A 19,626-nucleotide genomic window follows, 5' to 3' on the forward strand; every position below is an offset into this window, starting at 1 on the left:
CTTTCATCACTAGTATAACTTAAAGTGTTTAGTGATGTCCAAGTTACTATAGGGGCTTAATAGGTACTTATTGACAATGTCTTCCGACGCCGTGAATTGGTTTTTGTTCTTAATGTAAAAATCGCCGTCTTTGACATAAGCCCTGTCACTTGCGAGTAGAGCATCTTGTGAAGGTGAACCCCGATATTTTCCACTACGGTATTCCTTTTTAACGTGATTCGGAGTCCCAGTAACGGTGCCGTTTATATCCTCTTCTATGTCTTTAACTGTTTGTTCCACCGCAGAGAGTTTATCGGGTGGTCTTGTTCCTTCAAAACTAATGACGACTTCCTTCGTTTTAGGGTTCTGGATGACGTACATATGTAGGCCTGTTTCTTTGTCCCTAATTTCGTCGATGACTTTCCAGATGGTCTTAGTACCGTTTTTCATTTTTACTTTAATAGTAGTTTTCGAGTACTTATACGACTCCTTAGCGATTTCGGCCGCTGCCTGATCTCTAATCGTTATACCCATAGTCATCCATCCCTTTTTTTAGTATGATGAATATAAGGAGTGTTGTAACCTTGAAAAAATTAACTGTGGTGGTCATCTTGATAGCCATTATAATATTGGGGGGATATTTTGTGAAGAGCAATGTGATGATTGACAAAAAAGTTGCCAACAAGGCGAAGATAAAGGTAGAAGATTACATTCGTAAAAACTATGAAGGAATAGAAACAGTCGAATTTACGGATGTATCTAGAAGCCCACTAGGGGGACTTATGGTTGACGGGATCGTAAATGGAAAGGCTGGTTTTTCGGCAAGCGTCGACGATTCAAGTGATTATTACATTGGAAGCATTGGTGAGGAAGAAGGCTTTCCACCAGAAAAGGAAGAGTGTGTTGAAAAAGTTTGTGAATGAACTGCTACCTATACCCAGCAGGGGCGGTAGGTAACGGATCAATGCCCAATTCGCTCAAAATGATCGAACACGCGATCGGCGTGAAACGTCTGCGCATACAACACCGTATCCATCAGCCAATTGCCTGCCGTCACCAATTCCAACTGTGTGTCGTCCAGCGACAGCCGTGCGACGTCTTCCGCGAACTCGCCGTCCCGGTCGACCCAGAAACAATTTTGTGCTGCTCCCCGTCTGTTAGCGGCGCGCAAAAATGTCCGCGAGCGCCGATTAGATTTGCCCGATATTCACCGCACTCACCTCTCTATCCTTTATTATAATGTGAAAGGGAACGATTTGTGCGTGCTGCCTTGCACTTGCATGATGATCCGAGGGAGAGGGAAGCTTTTTGTCTGGGTAAAACAGCCAATATACCCACTTAACGACGAAGTTTATGCCGTAATAGACAGAAGCAGCAACGACTAGTGCCGAGTAAAAGGAAGCCCGCCCGGCGCTCAACACTTGTCACAGGCTAGCATTTTCTCCTGTCTGGTCGTCATCCTCCGTCAGCAGGTTCTCATCCATGTCGAAATTGAAGCTTTGAAAGCGGAACTTGCAATATAGAATGACGAGTTGCTCGGGAAGAACGAATAACATCGTATAGAAAACAATAAAAGCGATGACCACAAAAATGATCGTATCTGGTTCAGCAAAACCGCTCGATCGAATTAAAAATTGCAGTACAAATACTAAACCGGTGCTGGCAACAATGATCATCGGTAAATAGGAATTTATATTTCCTTCAACGCTTCCCCTGAGTTGATCCTTTTTGGAACCTTTCCGGTAGTGCAATAAGATGTAAAAACGAATGCACGTCACGATAAAGATTAATGCGCCAAAAGATAACGTAACATAAGTGAAAGTTAGAGCCGATTCCCCATCGATCCCCGTCTCCGGGGAAAATATTAAAAACAAAGCCGCTATATAAAAGCTCACAACAAATATTTGGGATACTAAGATGACTAGTAAATATTGCATCTTTTGACTTCTATTGTAAATAGCTGGGATGGCATAGATCAAGGAAAAAACAACTATAATTAAAGTGATCCAAAAATGAACTGAAAACATTTCTTCCCTATTCGGGTAATAAGTGTTATCAGCCGCAACGACATACGTCAAGAAAAATAGAAGTGCATGAAAAGGGATCCATAATAGTAGTATGAACCCTAAATGACTTGGACTTTGCCTCCCGGACTCCAAAGGGCCCCTCAATACCGCAAAATCTTCTTCAGATAATTTCTTTAACACTTGTAGATACACCTCCGTAACTTAATGAAACCAACCTTTAATCCGATCCATCACCGACTTATTGCTTTTTACCGAACTTATAATTCAAAGCCATATTCGCAAGTATTCCTGCACCGGCTCCTATCGCCGTACCAACACAGGAATCGGAATAAATGCCGTCCCTGCCGTAGTTAATGCTGTCTGCACTAATGCTTCGTAGCCCTTTTATCTGGTTTAATACCAAGCCGATCGAGCGCTTCGCGGGAAGCTAAAACTGCATAATATATTTCCCATCCGTCCCATTTATCACTTTTGTATCCAAACCAGCATTCTTCCCAGCCTGATACATCTTATAGTGTGATGAACACTTCTCCTTCCGCCGCAAAACAAAGGATATCATTTATCGTTTCGGTAGTTACTACCTTATTTTTGATCCGATTTTCGTTCGTGTTATCGTTTTCTTTTTTCGCTCTTCCAGATGGCTGTATTTTCCTGTTGTGAAGTTTTAGTAGGCGAGTTTTCTAGCCATTCCGCTACCACTACCAGTGGTGATTATTCGTTTAAAGAGCCAATATGTTAGATCAACCTCTATTGACCCACCATTTTTTTTGTATTGCGTTCAAAAGAGGTGTTACAACGCTAAAAAAAACTATAGCGAACATGTTATTAACCATTATAATATTTTGGAGTTGTTGTGTAAAGGGAAATTCAAAAATTTACTCCAACAGTCTAACGGACACTTCAACAGCCAATTTATTCGCATGACGACGAAGGTGATGACGGAAATTGATGGCGTATAAATAGATGCAACGACCGCTGGTGCGGACAATCAGAGGAAGTCCGCACCGTCGCTTCAAAAAGCACCGTCGTTGTCCATCCTGCGATCGACCAAAGGTCTAAGGAGATAGGCTAAATTGCCGCTTCTATTTTAACATGGCTGTTTATCGGTTGGAGTGTAATACCCCTTGCTTATTAACGCTTCTAAATCTCGATCGACCGAACTTGTCGGGAAAAGCGTAATAAAATCCTTAAAGGCGAGGCGATAAAGGATAGGACGACGACACAGAAAAATAACGAAAAGGACAGCTGTCCGGCTGTCCTCATCATTTGAAGTGCAACAGAAGCATGATTTTATTTGCCCTGTGAATTCTCTACATGTATTTTCCCAACAGGCCCTTTATCACCTTGTGTTTTATAAGGACCTGGGCAACTACCACCCGCAAACACGGTAATAGGCATGACCAATAGTGCAACGACGATGGCTGAAGTGACAAATTTTTTCAGCGATACCTACCTTTTACGTATTAAGTGCCTCTGCATATAACATATTTTTCGCTTATTGCAGAGATACCTCGCTATTGACATTCTGTTCGTAATAATTCGCCAACACACAGTAGAAGTCCTTCTTTTTGTTGTGCAAATTACTCTGTTCGGCTAGGCGCAGCCCCTCATCACAGATTGCCTTCACTTCGTCGGCGTTTTTACCTAAGCTAATTCTGGCTTTCAGCAGCAATAACTGTAAATACTCCGAGGAAAGGTCAAATTTCTGCGCTAGTTCGGCGGCCTTGTTTACATATTCAGTAGCTTTCGCAAACTGATTGGTCTCGTAGTAAACTTCTCCGTACGAAAAGTAAAGCGTAGCGAGTATGTCCTGATCATTTGCTTTGTTGCACAGCTTATACGAAATGTCGTAATAACGGAGTGCCTGATCGTACATTTTTTTGTGATAGTGAGCATCACCTAAATTGAGATACAACACGCTACCTATCCACGGGTCAACGTAATTCTTGCGCGTGAGGTCAATCGCCTGTTGAAACACTGCAATTGCCTGGTCGTACAGATATTGACGCTTCAACGCGGTCGCTTCTAAATTGTAGGTCAATAAGAGATGCTTGATGTCGTAGCCCTTCTCACAAGCCCCCCGTGCCTCCATCGCATACCTAAACGCCTCCCCGTATTGCTCAAGATGGAAGTGGCAATTAGCCTTATTATACAAAATACGACCTTTGAGCTCCGTTTCCTCTCCATCGTCGCGGAATGCTTCAAGGGCTTTATCCGTGTAGGCGATCCCTTGCACGTAATCTTGATCGCCGAGGACGAAAGCGATCGACAAGTTGAAATAAGCCTCGGCAGCTAGGTTGGTCGCATCGTCCAGATCCTCTTCTTGCAATAACCGCAGCACTTGGTTCAGTGCCTTCTTAGCCCGCTCCCACTGGCCTTGTTTCCGTAACACAATCCCTTTAAGGAGCTGAGCCGTCGTCGCATAAAGCGGAAAATCGTTCAGTCTCTCATCCTTCTCAAGTGCGCTCACTTCTTTGCGTGCCTCATCGTACAGCTCTAATTCGGTCAAGTGGCGGATGAATGAAAGCTGACGGGCGAAACGCTCCTGCTCGACTTCCGTCTTTTGCATCATTTGTTCCACCATCTCGTCCGTTAAACCCAGTTTCTCGCGAATGTAAGCGACCTTATCGCTAACGACGTTACCAGTGATGCCGCGTTCGATGTTGCTAATCGTCGGCACCGAAATGTTTTCGTTAGCCAAGTCGTTCAAGGTCAGACCGAGCGCCTTGCGGCGTTGCCGAATGAGTGACCCGAGTGAAATAGGATCGAGTGTCATGACTTTTCCCCTCCCTCTTTTTGGTTTGTTGTTTCTGCCGTCGTCTAAGATGTTATGGGTATTATTCTACGGGACTAGCCGAATTCCTGCTTAGTGGGCGAAATTTTTTGTTATTTATTTGGGATGGTGCCGAAACAAAATGACCCGATACATAAAAAAGTAAAAGGACAGCTATGTGGCTGTCCTTAATAATGATGTGCTACAAAAAATATTATTTATCCTGCGAATTATAGGCATTCATATCAACAGGATTCTTATCAGCGGCAAACGCGGTAATGGGCATGATCAAAAGTACACCGACGATGACTGAAGCGATGAGTTTTTTCAACGATACCTACCTCCTACGTATTTGAGCCTCTGCAAAATACATATTTTCCGCTTCTTGCCGAAATACTTCACGATTGCCGGTTTGTTCGTAATAACTCGCTAACACGAAGTGGAAATCCCTCTTTTTATTGTACAACTTACTCTGTTCAGCTAGACGTAACCCTTCCTCACAGATTGCCTTCACTTCGTTGGAGTTTTGGTCTGAGCAAATTTTCGCTTTTAGCAGCAAAAACCGTAAATAGTCCGGAGTCAGGTTGAACTTTTGTGCTAGCTCGGCAGCTTTGTTGACATATTCAGTTGCCTTCGCGAACTGTTTGGTCTCGTAGTAAATTTCTGCATATGAAAAATACAGAATGGCAAGCGTGTCCTGATCAGTCGTTTTCCGACACAAATTATACGATATGTCGTAATAGCGCAATGCCTGATCGTACATTTTTTTGTGATAGTGGGCATCCCCTAAGTTGAGATACAACACACTACCCATCCGCACTTCGGGGTGCCACTTGCTCGCAAGGTCAATCGCTTGTTGAAACACTGTAATCGCCCGATCATACAAGTGTTGGCGCTTCAACACATTTGCCTCTAAGTTGTACGTCAACAGGAGATTTTTGATGTCGTGGCTCGACTCGCAAACATCTCGTGCCTCCATCACATACCGAAACGCTTCGCCGTATCGCTCCAGATGGAGGTAGTAAGCTCCCTTTTGATACAAAATACGACCTTTGAGCTCTATTCCCTCCCCATCCTCGCAGAATGCTTCAAGGGCTTTATCCGTATAGGCGATCCCTTGCTCGTAGTCTTGATCACCAAGGACTACAGCGATCGACAAGTTGAAATAAGCCTCGGCAGCAAGGTTGGTCGCATCGTCCAGATCCTCTTCTTGCAATAACCGCAGCACTTGGTTCAATGCCTTCTTAGCCCGCTCCCACTGGCCTTGTTTCCGTAACACAATCCCTTTAAGGAGCTGAGCCGTCGTCGCATAAAGCGGAAAATCGTTCAGTCTCTCATCCTTCTCAAGTGCGCTCACTTCTTTGCGTGCCTCATCGTACAGCTCTAATTCGGTCAAGTGGCGGATGAATGAAAGCTGACGGGCGAAACGCTCCTGCTCGACTTCCGTCTTTTGCATCATTTGTTCCACCATCTCGTCCGTTAAACCCAGTTTCTCGCGAATGTAAGCGACCTTATCGCTAACGACGTTACCAGTGATGCCGCGTTCGATGTTGCTAATCGTCGGCACCGAAATGTTTTCGTTAGCCAAGTCGTTCAAGGTCAGACCGAGCGCCTTGCGGCGTTGCCGAATGAGTGACCCGAGTGAAATAGGATCGAGTGTCATGACTTTTCCCCTCCCTCTTTTTGGTTTATTGTTTCTGCCGTCGTCTAAGATGTTATAGGGATTATTCTACGGAACTAGCCGAATTCCTGCTTAGTGGGCGAAATTTTTTTATGATTTATTTACGGCGATGTCCTCGTAATCCCGTGCTTGTGATGACGCTATTCGCGTTGATTTACAATAAGGGTAAAAAAAGACATAACAATTGTTCAGGTGTGTTCGTTTACTCGTAAAATAAAGAACGAAAGGGTACACAACTGATGCCGTGTACCCTTTTGTCCTTTGACTATATTTTGGCGACTAAGCCTTTAAACTTGGCGTAATTCACCTTCACCCCGTCGTCGAGGTCAATCTCGATCTGCTGGTCGGCCATGTTGTGTAATAACTCATCATATGCCTTCAGCTCATCGATTTTCTTCTCGAGCGACTTTAACTCTTTCTTGGCCTTGCTGATTTCGCGCGCTGTCGACTCTCCTTCGATCGTGTCCAGCAAGTCCTGTTTCTCCGCATCGAGGCGCACTTGGTATTCGTGCAAGTAATCGGTACGGATGCGGGAGAGGGTCGACTTGTCGTAACGGTGCATGTAAATAAGGCAGTTGAACGCCTTCTCCTTGCCTGACGTAAACAGCCAGTAAATCGGGCGCTTCTTGTACGTCTGCGCGTGGTCTTTGAAGAAATCGTTCATGAAATAGCGCCGAATCGTCTCCCGCGCCGTCTCCCCTTTCCGTCGCTTCAACGCATCGGCAATGAAGTCAAGATTCTCCTCCAACGTCTCCTCGCCAAAGGTCACTTGCACGAATTCAACGAACCTAGACACGATGTCGTCCTCGAAGTACGCCCCCGGTAAAATCGGCAGGATGTTGTCTTCGTCGGCGCGGAAGGTTTTGTAGCGAGACGGATCGAATTCACCGCCCGCGTAGATGAGACCTTCTTCGTCGAGTGAGTACCTGCCGAAGGCACAGCCAATGGCGTAGGAGAGGAAGGATTTTATTTGTTCTAATTGAGTAGGTATAGTAACAGGTACATCACTCTCCTTAATTTTAGGATTGAGTACATCCTCAAACTGATATAATTCAATGAAGAATTCATTTATTGTTTCTTCATTATTCTTTAACCTCATGAATTGGTTATTCACATTTTTTATCCATTCCTCGCTCATATCTTTTATTGTACGACTAGAGTCACTATAAATCATAAATGGATGTGTCAAAAAATCTATTGAGGTCTCAACGCTATCCCAATCCTGTTTTGCGATTCTAATATTCTCATCTGCATATTTTTCTAACTCAGATACACATACTTCATCCTCAGGAAAAATAACCGGGATGTTCTTGACGTCTTGTACGTTCGCATGATACGTTGGATTGAATATATTTAGAAATTCATTGGCAACTTTAGAGTTTAGAAATGCAATAAAATAATGTAGTTTACTAACCCTTGTTATTCCGGGACCTGCAATTGAGAAAATACACCCCTCTGGCATATATCTACAATTAAACCCTCGCATGGTTAATTCTGTATAAGTAATACCTTCGAGATACCAATATTTGCGATCAAGAAGGTTAGAAGTAGGATTTTCTGAATAGAAGTTCCTTGCCGCCTCAGACCAATCTACTACGTATTGTAAATTCCCATACCACTTCCGGAATTCCCCACCCTTTACAAATAAAACCCATCTTTTTCCCCTTCCAACTTCTCTATTATTTATCTCCCAATGATATCTCAAATATTTTTCATTATTGGCCGTTTTATGTTGGGCTCCTGTATAGTCACTATAATCATCTATACTCTTAGACTGATCAAATTTTTCTATAATCTTCTCATTTACCCAATAAGCGATACGGAATCCAGGAATATTAACCGATTTGTTTTGATCAAAAGAAAAACGATGAGAAACTGATGAATATTGTACAGCTTCTAATGTTTTCTCTTTCTTTTCTCTTGGTGATTTTACATCAGTCAACCGCACATAAGAACCTTTCATTTCTGTAATGTGATAATTCCTTAATACAAACGCTGTAGTTTGTACTACTTCACCACTAATTTCATCAAACGCCCTAGGTCCTAAGTGCAACATAGAATCAATTAATTTATCTCTTACTACACTCTCTCTTAACTTCGCGAAGCTCGACAAAAACATCCATGAATGCTGATTGATGATTGAAAAGAGAGAACCATTCCCCAAATAATGATCCAGCTCCATAAACGAAGCAAACAAATCACTTTTTGAGTCAGGATAATTCTTCTTTAGAAAACCCGACAAAACGGCGTTCATACTTCTCGAACCCATATACGGCGGGTTCGTCACAAGCACATCGTATCGACCACTCATGATAGAAGCCTGCTTCATTAATTGCGAAAGTAACGGTAACGTTCTTTCTCTCCTCGCCGTCGCAAACAAGTCTGTTACTTGATCCGTTTTAATGCTATCCATTCGCTCTTTCAAAAACTCACGCGGAAAGTGTTCTACTTTAATCAACGAACCGATCGTTTTTCCATCGCGGAATTGATCAATAAACGCTTTTGTTTGCTCGAAGTTTGTTCCCTGGTCTTCCCCAGCGATGTAGGCAATGTCTTCGTCTGTCAATACATTCGTTTCCTGTATAGAAGCTAAATTCAAAGTCAGACCGTGTCTGGCAATGCTACGCAAGAAGCGCTTATTGTATGCCATCGCCTTCATGACGACGGAAAAACACGCCAGTTGATAGGCACGATCATCAATATCGAGCCCGTACAGGTTATTTTCAATAATCAGCCTCGGGATTTCCCGCTCCATGTAGCCACATTTGCTGTATATTTCATACAGTACGTCAAACATGTACACTAAAATATGCCCGCTCCCCATTGCCGGATCGAAGCATTTAATGTCTTCCACGTTTAACTGTTTATTAATGTAAGGCGCTAGTTTCTCCTCGAGCTCGGCATCCCGTTCCGGATGTTGCATGTAGAACTCCCAGTTTTCCAGCAAGTCTCGATGTTCGGGATGCGCTTCGACCCAGTAGCGCCCTAACGAATTTTGTACCATGTAACGGACGATCCAGTCAGGGGTAAAAAGCTGTGTCGCATAAGGAATTTCTTCCGCTTTATACTTTTTCTTCGCTTTAAACACCCGGTCCTTTTCTTCGGCAATATAAAATTGGTACAGCCAGCCGATCACTTCGATTTTCCGCCAATCGTCCTCCGGAATGACATCCGTATCCGTCATCTCACGGACAAAAGAATCCGTTGCTAGCAAGCCATCCGGAAAGAGAATCTCCGTATAGTCGTCGATCGTTTCAAACATAAACGGCATATAACGGTTTAAATCGTTACAATGTTTAATGACGAGGTACTTGAATAGCTCCTCTGTGTCGTTGTCCATCTTCAACTTGTACACGTGTTCCTTATCCAAGTCCAAGTCGAGCGATAACGCTTCTTTAATCATTTCCGGCTCAGCACTGTCTACATCTGCGGCAGACAAGACGCGTACACGCGTCGGAAGGTAGTCGTTTACTTCCATGAAACGTAACGCGGTTAAGCGGTTGAACCAGGTGTAAGCGACTTCTTCCTTTACACGGTCGAAGCCAATTTCTTTTATGCGATCGATAAGCTTGTCCCGTTGCACTTTTTGGGCGTGATCAAGCGGTTCGCCATCTAGGATGATGGCGTCCGAGCTTTCGATTTCCGCTTTTTTGATCGCATCGGCAGTAATGCCGAGTTTAAAGGCACGCGTTTCTACTTTTTCCAGCAACTCTTTCCGTGCGCTCGTGGCGAAGTTTTTCAACGCTGTTTTGTTCATTCGTCACTCACCTGCTTAGTCGTTAATGTTAGTTGCGATGTCTCAGTCGATAAATTCGATCCGTTTATTCGTGCGAATGATTTGCTTTAATTTATGGGACAAGGTGTGGATGTACTGATCGACAGCCTCTTCACTGTCCAACCTTTTTACCCCGACGAGTTTGGTCACATTGACCGACTCGACAGGTTTTGCAGCGGCGATGCGTGTCCGTGTCGTTGTGCTCCCAGTCGAGTCTTGCTCCACGCGGTCATTGGCCGCAAGATCTATGTTTACAGCCTCGGCCTTAGCTCTCGCGTTTTCACCTGCTGCATCGCCAGTAGCTGTGGTTGCAACAACAGATCCAGTTCCCGAACTGTTAGCAGTCGTTTCATCCGTTGCACCCGTCGCACCCGTTCCCGTTCTACTCTCATTCGGATCGGCAATCGCCGCATCTTGCCGTTTTTTTTGCTCTTCCGCTTGCCGCTCTTCCCACGCCGCAATTTCCCGTTGAATGCGAGGCACCATTTTCTCGACGTAATTCGCACTTTGCGTAATGAACGCATCGATTTTAAAAAGGTCGGTAGACGTATCGATGCTCGCGGACAACGCGTCGTAGAAATCGTCGACCTCTTTCTTTGTCGCGTCAGAAACGCCGTATTGCGTGACCAATAATGACAGGTGCTCGTAATTAGGTGTTACCTTCTCGCGGGCGTGGGCACGTTTTTCCGTCAACACCGCTTCGATCTGTTTGTCCAGCGCGTCTAACAGTTCCGGGATGTGTTTAATCTTGCGGTACGGTATCGGGTCTTCCAAGATCGCCCGCAGCGATTGCACGACTTCCTCGATCTCCCCGCCACTCAAATACATCCGGTCTTCTTCGTACCGCTCGATCGCCGCTAAGCCGCGGTCAAAAATTTTCTGCTGGTCAGTATGAAAGAAGCCTTCGATGTACGTCATATCTTCGATCCAGTCGAACAAGTTGTCTTCTAACTCTTTCAGTTTCGTGAAGAAGGAGACGTTGTCTAGCCCTTTATGAAATGCCCCGAAGTATTCCAGCCCTTTATCGAGCAGGCTCATCCCCGGATACTTGCGATTGACATAACGGGCTTTATACGCCTCTATTTCCGCGACTTTCTCTGCAATGAGCGCGTTGATGTCTTCCACTAAGCCGTCTTCGTCGTCCTTTAAGTCCGTCTTGTTGAAGACATCCCGACAGATGCTGCGCGCCGTGCGCAACAACTTCTCGTCCACTTTTTCCCGCTTGGACACGATCGCGATGTCTGCCTCTGCCGTCTTCGTGAAGACAGTGACGAGGGTGTCGGCATCTGTAGCGGGCTCCAAATATTCGCCCTTATAGCGCATGCGAATGTCTTGCGCTTTTAATAGCTGGGCGATGATCGCTGCTGTATCGAGCATTTTCCAGCCATACGGTTTATCGTGAAAGCGGTCGAGTAACATTTTTACCCGTACTTGTTTGTTTAGTTCATCTTGCAAATTAATAAAACTTCTAATCTCGCCTTTGGCCAGTTTGTTTGCCTCAACTGCCAACTGTCCGTCGAAGGAGACTTGGTTGTCATTCAAGAGTAACAATGCCCGTAATTCGCGCGCGTCGCCAATGTGTTCCTTCATATAGCCTAACTTCGTGTACACGTTGTCGACGAGTAAGGCGAAGGCAGCGTTAATTTTATCTTTTACCGTGGCACCTTTAATGTCCGGTTTGCTGCCGTTGACGAAGAAGGCGCCGTCCTTAATCGCTTCTTCCATTAACTCGCGCACGCGGCGACGTCTTTCGCGCGCTTCGACCCGCTTGTTGTTCAAGATGTTTTGAATGTTTTCCGGTAGTTGCGAGACGTTCTTTTTCTTCAAGTACTCTTCGATCTTGAGCGCTTCTTCCATTTCCTCCACATACGACTCGTTGCCGCCGAGTTTTAGTAGTAACTCGCCACTGTCCGACGTCATGATCATTAGTTCGTTGTCGATTTTTTGATAGTGGTCGGACAGCGGGGAAATGACAGTGAGCCCGATCGTCGCCGTTTGGTTGCCGTAGTTCTTCTCGTCCATCTTCTGGTTGTACGGGAAATCGTATGCCTTCGAGTACCGATACTTGTTCACGTCGTACAAGTCGTGAAACACGTAGTCCGCCAGCTCCCGCTTCAAGATGTCTTCGTCGACGGTCACGGCCTTAATCTCGCGGTTAACGTCTTGCTCGTCATCGGTGAGGAAGATGAAGTGCTCCCCGTTTTTTTGCACGAGCGTCTGGGCGATTAGCTTGCGCAAGGACACTTTAATTTTCTCTTTTAGCTTCAATTTATCTTCATCGATGTGCGTCACCATTAAGGTGGCGATGTTGTCGATGTTAGCCGGCAGTTCTTTAATGTACTTAATCATGAACAGCACTTTCAGCAAGTCCATGTTGAAGGCGTCGTCTTGCAGTGCCGGGTTTTCATACGCCCCGTCAATTACCCGGGAAATAGACGGGTTCAAAAACTCTTTGATCGTGTCGTAAAAGGCGTAAAACGGCACGAGTGAGCCTTCTTCCGCGTCTTTGTAGCGGAGTCCGGCTTCCTTAAACGCCGACAGCATGGAACGTTCCCCTTCGGACAAGTGTTTGCCCGAGGAACCGTGCTTGCGCACTTCTTCAAACACGTTTTGCAACAGCTTGAATTGGTACGGGATAAACGGGTACACGTCGGCAAATTCTTGCGCATGGTCGTAGCCGCGTAAGTCGGCCGTGCTCTCGCGGAAGCTGATCAAGTTTTTTAAGACCGCGCGCTTCTCCGGAAACAATAACTTCAGCTTGTCGCTCGCGACATCTGTCTTTAGCAAAATGCGCTTCTTGATCACTTCGTCGACAGAAATGGACGACAGTGAGAGGCGCGTGTCGAAACGCCCTTGAATGCGCGAGAAGTCATCGCCTTTCACTTTAACGATGCTGTCGATGCTTTCTTGGGACGTGACCATAATCCACACGTTCCCCTGACAGTAGGTGCCGAGGTCTTCGGCGACGGTCTGCAAGTTCAACATTAAGCTGCGGCTGTCGCCGATGTATTGCCCGATCTCGTCGACCAAAAACACGAGGTGGAAGTTGTCCCCTTTTTTCGCCACGTACTCTTGCACGTCTTTGGCGAATTTTTCAATGCTTATTTCAAAATTATTGACACCGTTATCGAACCAGTTGCGCGCCGTTTCTTCTGTCATGTCCGTCACTTTGGTCAAGGCGCCGATGACGTAGTCCGCGTCAAAGTAAAACGTGTGGCGTCGTTCGCGCCACTCTTCTCCGGCCAGCGCCTTGAATTCGCGTTGAAACGCGTCGTAAAGGCCTTGCTCGTCCAAATACTTCTCCATCTCTGCCACGCCGGGAATGTCGCCGTAATAGCCGCGGTGTTCGTAAAACACTTTCATAAACACACGCAAAATCGCGTCTTCTTTCGACTTGTTGTCGAGGGCGCTTTTGGAGTCGATGTTGAACAAGATCACTTCTGTATCGACATCTGCTGTGCGCTGCATGTTGGCGTACAACGACGGGTCGGCGATTTTATCGGCAAAAAAGTCGACGGCGCGCTTCCCTTTCACTTGCTTGTTCTCGAGTAAATAGGCTAATATTTTTAAAAAGTGCGATTTCCCCGAGCCGAAAAAACCGGAAATCCAGACGCCCATTTTGTCGGTGGCGCTGTCGATCCCTTTTTGGTAGTTGTCGTAAAACTTGGAGAGGTGCTTGTTTAATTCTCGGGTGACGACGTACTCGTCCAGTTCTTGGTAAATATTATCTTCATCTGTTTGTGCGACCTTAATGACGCCGCGAATGTCGCGGGTAATATCTTTTTGGAACATATCTTTAATGATCATCGGAATCCCCCGCTTCCTTTGTTTAATCGACTAAGCGAAACGCGCGGTAGTAGTTGTCGTCTTTGAACTTGCCGAACAGCTGCAGCGACTGGCCGTCATACGTGCCCGGGAAGAACATGATGACCGGCGTTTTGTCTAGCACTTCCTGCAAATTGTTCAATATGTTGTGCGAGCGCACGAACGGGTACACTTTCCCCACCCCGGTCAGGAACACGACATCGTATTGGACGCGATCCATCTGCTCGTTAATTTTTTGTAAAAAGATGTCTGGTTTGGCGAAAGTCGTCATCGCGCGAAACAGCGCCGCCTGCCCTTGCCGCTTTTCCATTTGAAAAATGCGGTCGAAAATGTGGCGTTCCTGGGCGATCTCCAGCATCATTTTGTAAAGGTCAAACTCGATAATGCGCCGATTCGAGCCTTCGTAGTTGAACGTCCTTTTGATGTGGGCGATGTAGTCCCGCACGAGGAGCTCGTGCTCCGGTTCATAATCGAACACGTAGAAGCTGATTTCGTTGCCGAGCCCGCGGCCGTCGACAAATTTTGCTTCTTTAATTTTAGGGATAATCTGATCGAGTCTCCCGTTTAAGCTGGCCATGATGTGTCCTCATTCCCCCATTGCTTGCACGTAGCGCTGATCGCCGATCCGCCGCAGATGGTCTTTAACGTCCGCATCGAGCAGGAGGCGATTCAACTCACCCGATGCCTTGTCCTTTAAAATGCCGGTTTCGAGTAAAATTTTTAGATATACTTCTTTTAGCTTGTTGACTGTTTGCGCGCTCCACGCGGCGACTTTCTCCTCTTGCTCGGCTTTTGTGGTAAAATATGTATTCAGTTCCTTCTTTTCCAAGTTGTAGTCGTCGGTCGCCCATTTCTCTTGAATCACTTCGTCCATAAACTCGCGGAATAGGCGATCGGTCTTCATGATGGCGTACAGGTTGAGCCCTTTGACCGTTTCGTGCGAGCCTTCTAAGGCGTATCGCCTAAGGGTGTCGTCTAGCGCGTTCACTCGCCTAAGTAAGGAAGTGATTGCGCGCTTCGCACTGGAAATTTTCTCATATTGAAACACGTTGTCGCTGACGACTTTTTCGCGGATCTCGCGATCGGACAGCCCTTGTGCCTTCAATTGAACCACTTGCTTGAATTCGTATAGTAAAAATGCTGCACCTGTGAGCACAGCGGCGTATGTCTGTTCCGTATGCATTCCATCAGCCGGCCTTTCGCATTGGACGGTGTGTAATTATCGCGCGACGATGTGACAATCGGACGCGTTTGCACGTTTGTGCGTTTGCACGTTTGCGCTCCTTATCTGCCTAACGATCTGTTCACGTGATGATTTCGCTCGCCCGATGCTTCTTTCCTTTAATTTTACCCTTCTTATGCGGTTCGGACAAGGGAACGGCAGAATAAGGGAGTGCCTGGGACGGATGGTGTTGTTATGAGTACGCCTATGAGTACGCCCCTGTACCTGCCACGGAACGGTGTGCTGTGCGTTATGTGTCGTGACATGAGGCAATGGGCCTCATGTTTAATGTGCCACAATGGGGCAATGAGCCTCATGTTTAATGTGCAAGACACGGGACGGAATACGCTAGTTGTCGCGCACGAAACAAAATTTGCTATTCTCTGCGCTGCTAAACTGTATACGCCACGGGTGATGCTCTATGTTAGTTATACCATAGGGATGGTGTCAAATTCGGTCAGCGAACAGGCGTTTTGTATCGCGGGGAGAGCACAGGGAGATCGTAGGGAGGAGGGGGAAGAGAGGACGTTGGATGTTAGCGAAATGCAAAAAAACCACTCTTGGAGTGGTAGGCGGTTAATTCGAGTGGATCGAAGAAATGGGCTGGACCTCGTTGGTTGTGGAGACAGTCCGTTAATCCATGAAAATTACATTTCGTCCCCCAGACCTTCTTGTAATCTCTTGACTTCGTCTTCGGTTAATCCGGTCACTTCGGATACAAGACTTACGGAAGAGCCCTTTAGCAGAAGTTTTTTTGCAACTTCCTTTCTTTCTTTCTCCCTTCCTTGTTCCCACCCCTTTTCTTCAGCAGAAGCTATAGCGGATCGTTGGTCGAGAAGGGCTTTCTTCCGCATGTCATACATTAAGCGCGCTTCTTTATCCTGACTCAGAAAATCGAGTGTCGTCATCGCTTTTTCCAATTCCGGTTCACCCCTTGCGAGTTTTTCCCAATTTGATTTGTCTACTCCTTTTAAGAAAAGCAGCCACTTTACTAACCCGTCCTGAAGACTGTGCCCACCTTCCTGTAGTTTTTGCAGTTCCATGATGTGAATTTCGATGTCGTCGGTAAGGACTATGCGCGATGTATTTTCCCGTAAGTGAAAAATGCTGTGGTATTGATTGTTGTTTAGAAATTTGAAGTCCAATATGTTGATGGTGATCGTTTTCTTCAGTTCGTGGTAACGTTGACCTTCCTGCAATTGTTCCGTATACAGTTTCGCCCAATAGTACAACGTGCGTTTGTTCATATCGTACTGATTGGCCAGTTGGATTTCAATGTTAACTTGCTTCCCGTCCTCCGTGACCGCACGAATGTCCAGAACGGACTGTTTGTCATTAAGCATATTCTTATCGAGAAACGGATTTACAATCGTTAGATCGGTGATCGGTTCGGGTTCCGTCGTCTTCAGCGCTTCGTTCAGAAAGGCACGTAGCACATCTTTGTTTTCTTCGCTGCCGAAGATGCGTTTAAAAACAAAGTCGATTTTCGGATCGAGTAGGTCGTCCATATGCCGTCACCACCTTAAGCCTTATCACGAAACTTTCTTTATATTTATTATACCACACAACAGTGGTCTGTACACGGCCAACTTCATATAACCGCATTTGTTGGGAAAACGCCAATAATAGTTCCTCACGGTCATACATTTTGTATTTTTCCTTGTTATACTGTTTGATTAAAAAAACACCTGAATCCGTCGTATTTTTCCACTTAAGATTTAACCATCCACGTTTTATCGGGGGTAGCTTCACGTACGTTAAATCCTAATGGCCACTGTAAAGCCGATAGACTCCCTCAATCTATCGGCCTACACGAACCTCTTCTTTTGGACGTATCCTCTTACGCATTCCTTTACAGAGAATGCACTTGATTATACTCGATTTCTCTCCTGCTGAACAACACTCTACTATACTTGATTTCTCTCCTGCTAGAACAGCACTCGACTACTCGATTTCTCTCCTGCTAGAACAACTCTTTAAAAATCTCCTACCACTCCTCTTAATACTCCCCGTCCCTTAAAACGGCCCCCAATTCATCAACACGCCGCCCACGAGGAACGCAATTCCCAACGCGGTCCAAATGAGGAGCAGCGGAAACACGAACCGCACCCACTTTGTCCACGGTACACCGGCAATGGCGAGGGTCGCCATCAAGATCCCCGACGTCGGCGTAATGACGTTCGTAAAGCCGTCGCCTAGTTTGTACGCCTGCACCGCCACTTGGCGCGGGATTTCCATCAAGTCGGCCAGCGGGGTCATAATCGGCATGACGATGACGGCTTGTCCACTGCCTGACGACACTAAAATGTTGAACAGCTCGTTCGCAATGAACATGACGACCGCACCACTGACACTCGTAAACGGCGTCATCACGGTAGCCATTCCTTGCACGATCGTATCCAAGATTTTTCCATTTTCCAAAATGACGACGACCGACCGCGCCATCCCGATAATCATTGCACCGTAGACGAGACCTTTAGCGCCGTTGAAAAACTCATTCACGAGGCGGTTGGGCGATATTTTAGCAATAATCGCTGTACCTACCGCAATGATTAAGAACATCGCAGCCATTTGATTCAACGACCATTCGAAGCGGAACACGCCAAACACATAAATGCCAATACCGACCGCTAACCAGAGCAGGACAATTTTGTGCAAACCGGTGAACGGCACTTCCTTACTTAGCTCTTCTTTTTCCTCCATTTTCGGGAAGGGCGTGTCGCCTAACACACTTTTAGTCGAATCCTTCTTAATTTTTTTCACATAATACGCAACGTACAAAATAGTCGCTAACAGTACCGCCAAGTAAATAACGATCCGATAACCAATCCCCGAGAACAGAGGGAGCTGCGCGATTTGTTGTGCCGTCCCCGTCGTGAGGGGATCGAGGAACGCCGTGTTAAAACCGGCATAGGCACCGAGATAAATCATCGCCACCCCGACGACGGCGTCAAGTTTCATCGAGCGCGCTAAAATGATGCCAATCGGTATAAAGGCAATGACGGCATTGACGATAATGCCGAGCGCACCAAAGATGGAGAACAAAATAGCGACGACGGTCATCAAGAGTATTTCTTTGTTCTTCGTCTTTTCGATCGTTTTTAAAATGAGCGCGTCGATCGCCCCTGTCGATTCAATGACGGCAAAGGAGCCACCGATGACGAGGACGAGGAAAATGAGTGGCGCCGAGTCGATCATCCCTTGTTGAATGGCGAGGAATACGTCCATTAAACTCGCAGGCGACGATTCGATTTGCTTGTAACTGTCGGGCACAACCATGGAAATACCTTTGACTTCTTCGCGGGCAAATTCCCCAGCCGGTATGATGTACGTCAAGAGGGCAATTAACACGAGGATGCCGAATAGTATGACATATGCGTCTGGGATACTCCACTTCTTTTTGTCTTTCGCTTTATTCATTTGGCTACCTCCAGTAAATTCTTAGTTGACTAACGCTATAATAAATCATACAATTTATTTTAACAACTATAAAGCAAAAACTTTTTTTGGGAGCTGACGATGACGTACCGCAAAAAGACGCAACAGCATTACGACAATTTGACGAAAGGGTTGAAAAAAGTTGGCGAGGCGCTCCTTGCTGATCCGGCGCTCTTCGCGACCCACCCGGCCAAAACGGTAGCACGGGCTATCGATGTGAGTGAAACGATGGTGATCCGCTTTTGTCAGGCGATCGGCTTTAACGGTTACAGCGACTTGCAGAAAGACGTGCAGCGCGCCCTGCTCACCGTCAACCCGCCCGATCCCGATGCCGATGCCAATCGTGCAAACGAAACGCAAGCCACGAATCCATTCGCAGCAGTGATGGCAACCGATGAACAAACGATTGAGCTAGCGGCCCGAACGATCGAGTGGTCGGTGGCGGAGGACATCGTGGAACAGCTCGTCGCTGCCAGCGCGGTCAGTGTCGTCGGCTACTACCATTCATTCGCGTTTGCACACTGGTTTTCTTTCCTGCTCGGGCACTTGTTGGACAATGTCACGTTATACCGACCGGAAACAGACATCGGCATCACGAAAAAAGGCACGAACGACTGTGTCGCCTTGTTTTCGTATTACCGCTACGCTTTAGCGACGATTCGGCTTGCAGAGGAGGCAAAAGCGAACGGCCTTCAAGTCATCGTCATTACCGACACGCGGTTGTCGCCGATTGCCGACTACGCGGACTACATCTTGACGATCCAAACGTCCAAAAAATCCGTGCTAGAAAAAGGACCTGTCACATTTTCCGTGCTGAATGCGCTGCTGCTACACATTGCGCAAAAAGTGGGCAAACTCGAGTTCGTCAATCCGACGAACAAATATTTTATTCAGTGAGAGGTGCTA

13 protein-coding genes are annotated in these 19,626 nt (G+C 46.3%); 2 read left to right on the top strand and 11 right to left on the bottom strand.

Annotation, left to right across the window (positions count from 1 at the left end; all coding sequences use genetic code 11):
• Positions 1 to 9: 9 nt before the first annotated feature.
• Complete coding sequence (locus BN1247_RS10900; protein ID WP_054950407.1) at positions 10 to 513, bottom strand: hypothetical protein; 504 nt, start codon at positions 511 to 513, stop codon at positions 10 to 12.
• A 50-nt stretch (positions 514 to 563) separates the two neighbouring features.
• On the opposite strand from BN1247_RS10900, the gene BN1247_RS10905 reads away from it, so the two are divergent.
• Positions 564 to 902, top strand: a complete 339-nt coding sequence (locus BN1247_RS10905) for a DUF1433 domain-containing protein (protein WP_054950408.1) — start codon at positions 564 to 566, stop codon at positions 900 to 902.
• A gap of 38 nt (positions 903 to 940) precedes the next feature.
• On the opposite strand, the gene BN1247_RS10910 is transcribed toward BN1247_RS10905, so the two are convergent.
• The 10 genes from BN1247_RS10910 to BN1247_RS10960 all read right to left on the bottom strand — a co-directional run bounded on the left by BN1247_RS10910 (position 941) and on the right by BN1247_RS10960 (position 18,702).
• The gene (locus tag BN1247_RS10910; RefSeq protein WP_054950409.1) at positions 941 to 1,150 is read right to left on the bottom strand and encodes a hypothetical protein; all 210 of its coding nucleotides are present in this window, start codon (positions 1,148 to 1,150) and stop codon (positions 941 to 943) included.
• A gap of 253 nt (positions 1,151 to 1,403) precedes the next feature.
• On the bottom strand, positions 1,404 to 1,916 hold the full coding sequence (locus BN1247_RS10920; RefSeq protein WP_231633257.1) for a hypothetical protein: 513 nt from the start codon (positions 1,914 to 1,916) through the stop codon (positions 1,404 to 1,406).
• A 1,585-nt stretch (positions 1,917 to 3,501) separates the two neighbouring features.
• Positions 3,502 to 4,782 (bottom strand): tetratricopeptide repeat protein, encoded by a 1,281-nt coding sequence (locus BN1247_RS10925; RefSeq protein WP_054950412.1) that lies wholly within the window; start codon positions 4,780 to 4,782, stop codon positions 3,502 to 3,504.
• Positions 4,783 to 5,116: 334 nt separating this feature from the next.
• On the bottom strand, positions 5,117 to 6,442 hold the full coding sequence (locus tag BN1247_RS10930; protein ID WP_054950413.1) for a helix-turn-helix domain-containing protein: 1,326 nt from the start codon (positions 6,440 to 6,442) through the stop codon (positions 5,117 to 5,119).
• A 283-nt stretch (positions 6,443 to 6,725) separates the two neighbouring features.
• Positions 6,726 to 10,217 carry a BREX-1 system adenine-specific DNA-methyltransferase PglX gene (pglX, locus tag BN1247_RS10935; RefSeq protein ID WP_054950414.1) on the bottom strand — a complete coding sequence of 1,164 codons (3,492 nt, stop codon included), beginning with the start codon at positions 10,215 to 10,217 and terminating at the stop codon, positions 6,726 to 6,728.
• Positions 10,218 to 10,259: 42 nt separating this feature from the next.
• Positions 10,260 to 14,042, bottom strand: coding sequence for a BREX system P-loop protein BrxC (gene brxC, locus BN1247_RS10940; protein ID WP_147675231.1), 3,783 nt, complete (start codon positions 14,040 to 14,042; stop codon positions 10,260 to 10,262).
• Positions 14,043 to 14,064: 22 nt separating this feature from the next.
• A complete protein-coding gene (locus tag BN1247_RS10945; protein WP_054950415.1) occupies positions 14,065 to 14,637 on the bottom strand; it encodes a DUF1788 domain-containing protein in 573 nt (190 codons plus the stop codon).
• Between the two features lie 9 nt (positions 14,638 to 14,646).
• Positions 14,647 to 15,243: a DUF1819 family protein gene (locus BN1247_RS10950; protein WP_054950416.1), complete on the bottom strand. Its 597-nt coding sequence runs from the start codon at positions 15,241 to 15,243 to the stop codon at positions 14,647 to 14,649.
• A 686-nt stretch (positions 15,244 to 15,929) separates the two neighbouring features.
• A complete protein-coding gene (locus tag BN1247_RS10955) occupies positions 15,930 to 16,790 on the bottom strand; it encodes an Rpn family recombination-promoting nuclease/putative transposase (RefSeq protein ID WP_054950417.1) in 861 nt (286 codons plus the stop codon).
• Between the two features lie 508 nt (positions 16,791 to 17,298).
• Positions 17,299 to 18,702, bottom strand: coding sequence for a YfcC family protein (locus tag BN1247_RS10960; RefSeq protein ID WP_054950418.1), 1,404 nt, complete (start codon positions 18,700 to 18,702; stop codon positions 17,299 to 17,301).
• A 99-nt stretch (positions 18,703 to 18,801) separates the two neighbouring features.
• On the opposite strand from BN1247_RS10960, the gene BN1247_RS10965 reads away from it, so the two are divergent.
• Positions 18,802 to 19,617: a MurR/RpiR family transcriptional regulator gene (locus BN1247_RS10965; RefSeq protein ID WP_054950419.1), complete on the top strand. Its 816-nt coding sequence runs from the start codon at positions 18,802 to 18,804 to the stop codon at positions 19,615 to 19,617.
• Positions 19,618 to 19,626 lie beyond the last annotated feature (9 nt).

The sequence above is a fragment of the Numidum massiliense genome (genome assembly GCF_001375555.1).
Classification (GTDB): Bacteria; Bacillota; Bacilli; order Thermoactinomycetales; family Novibacillaceae; genus Numidum; species Numidum massiliense.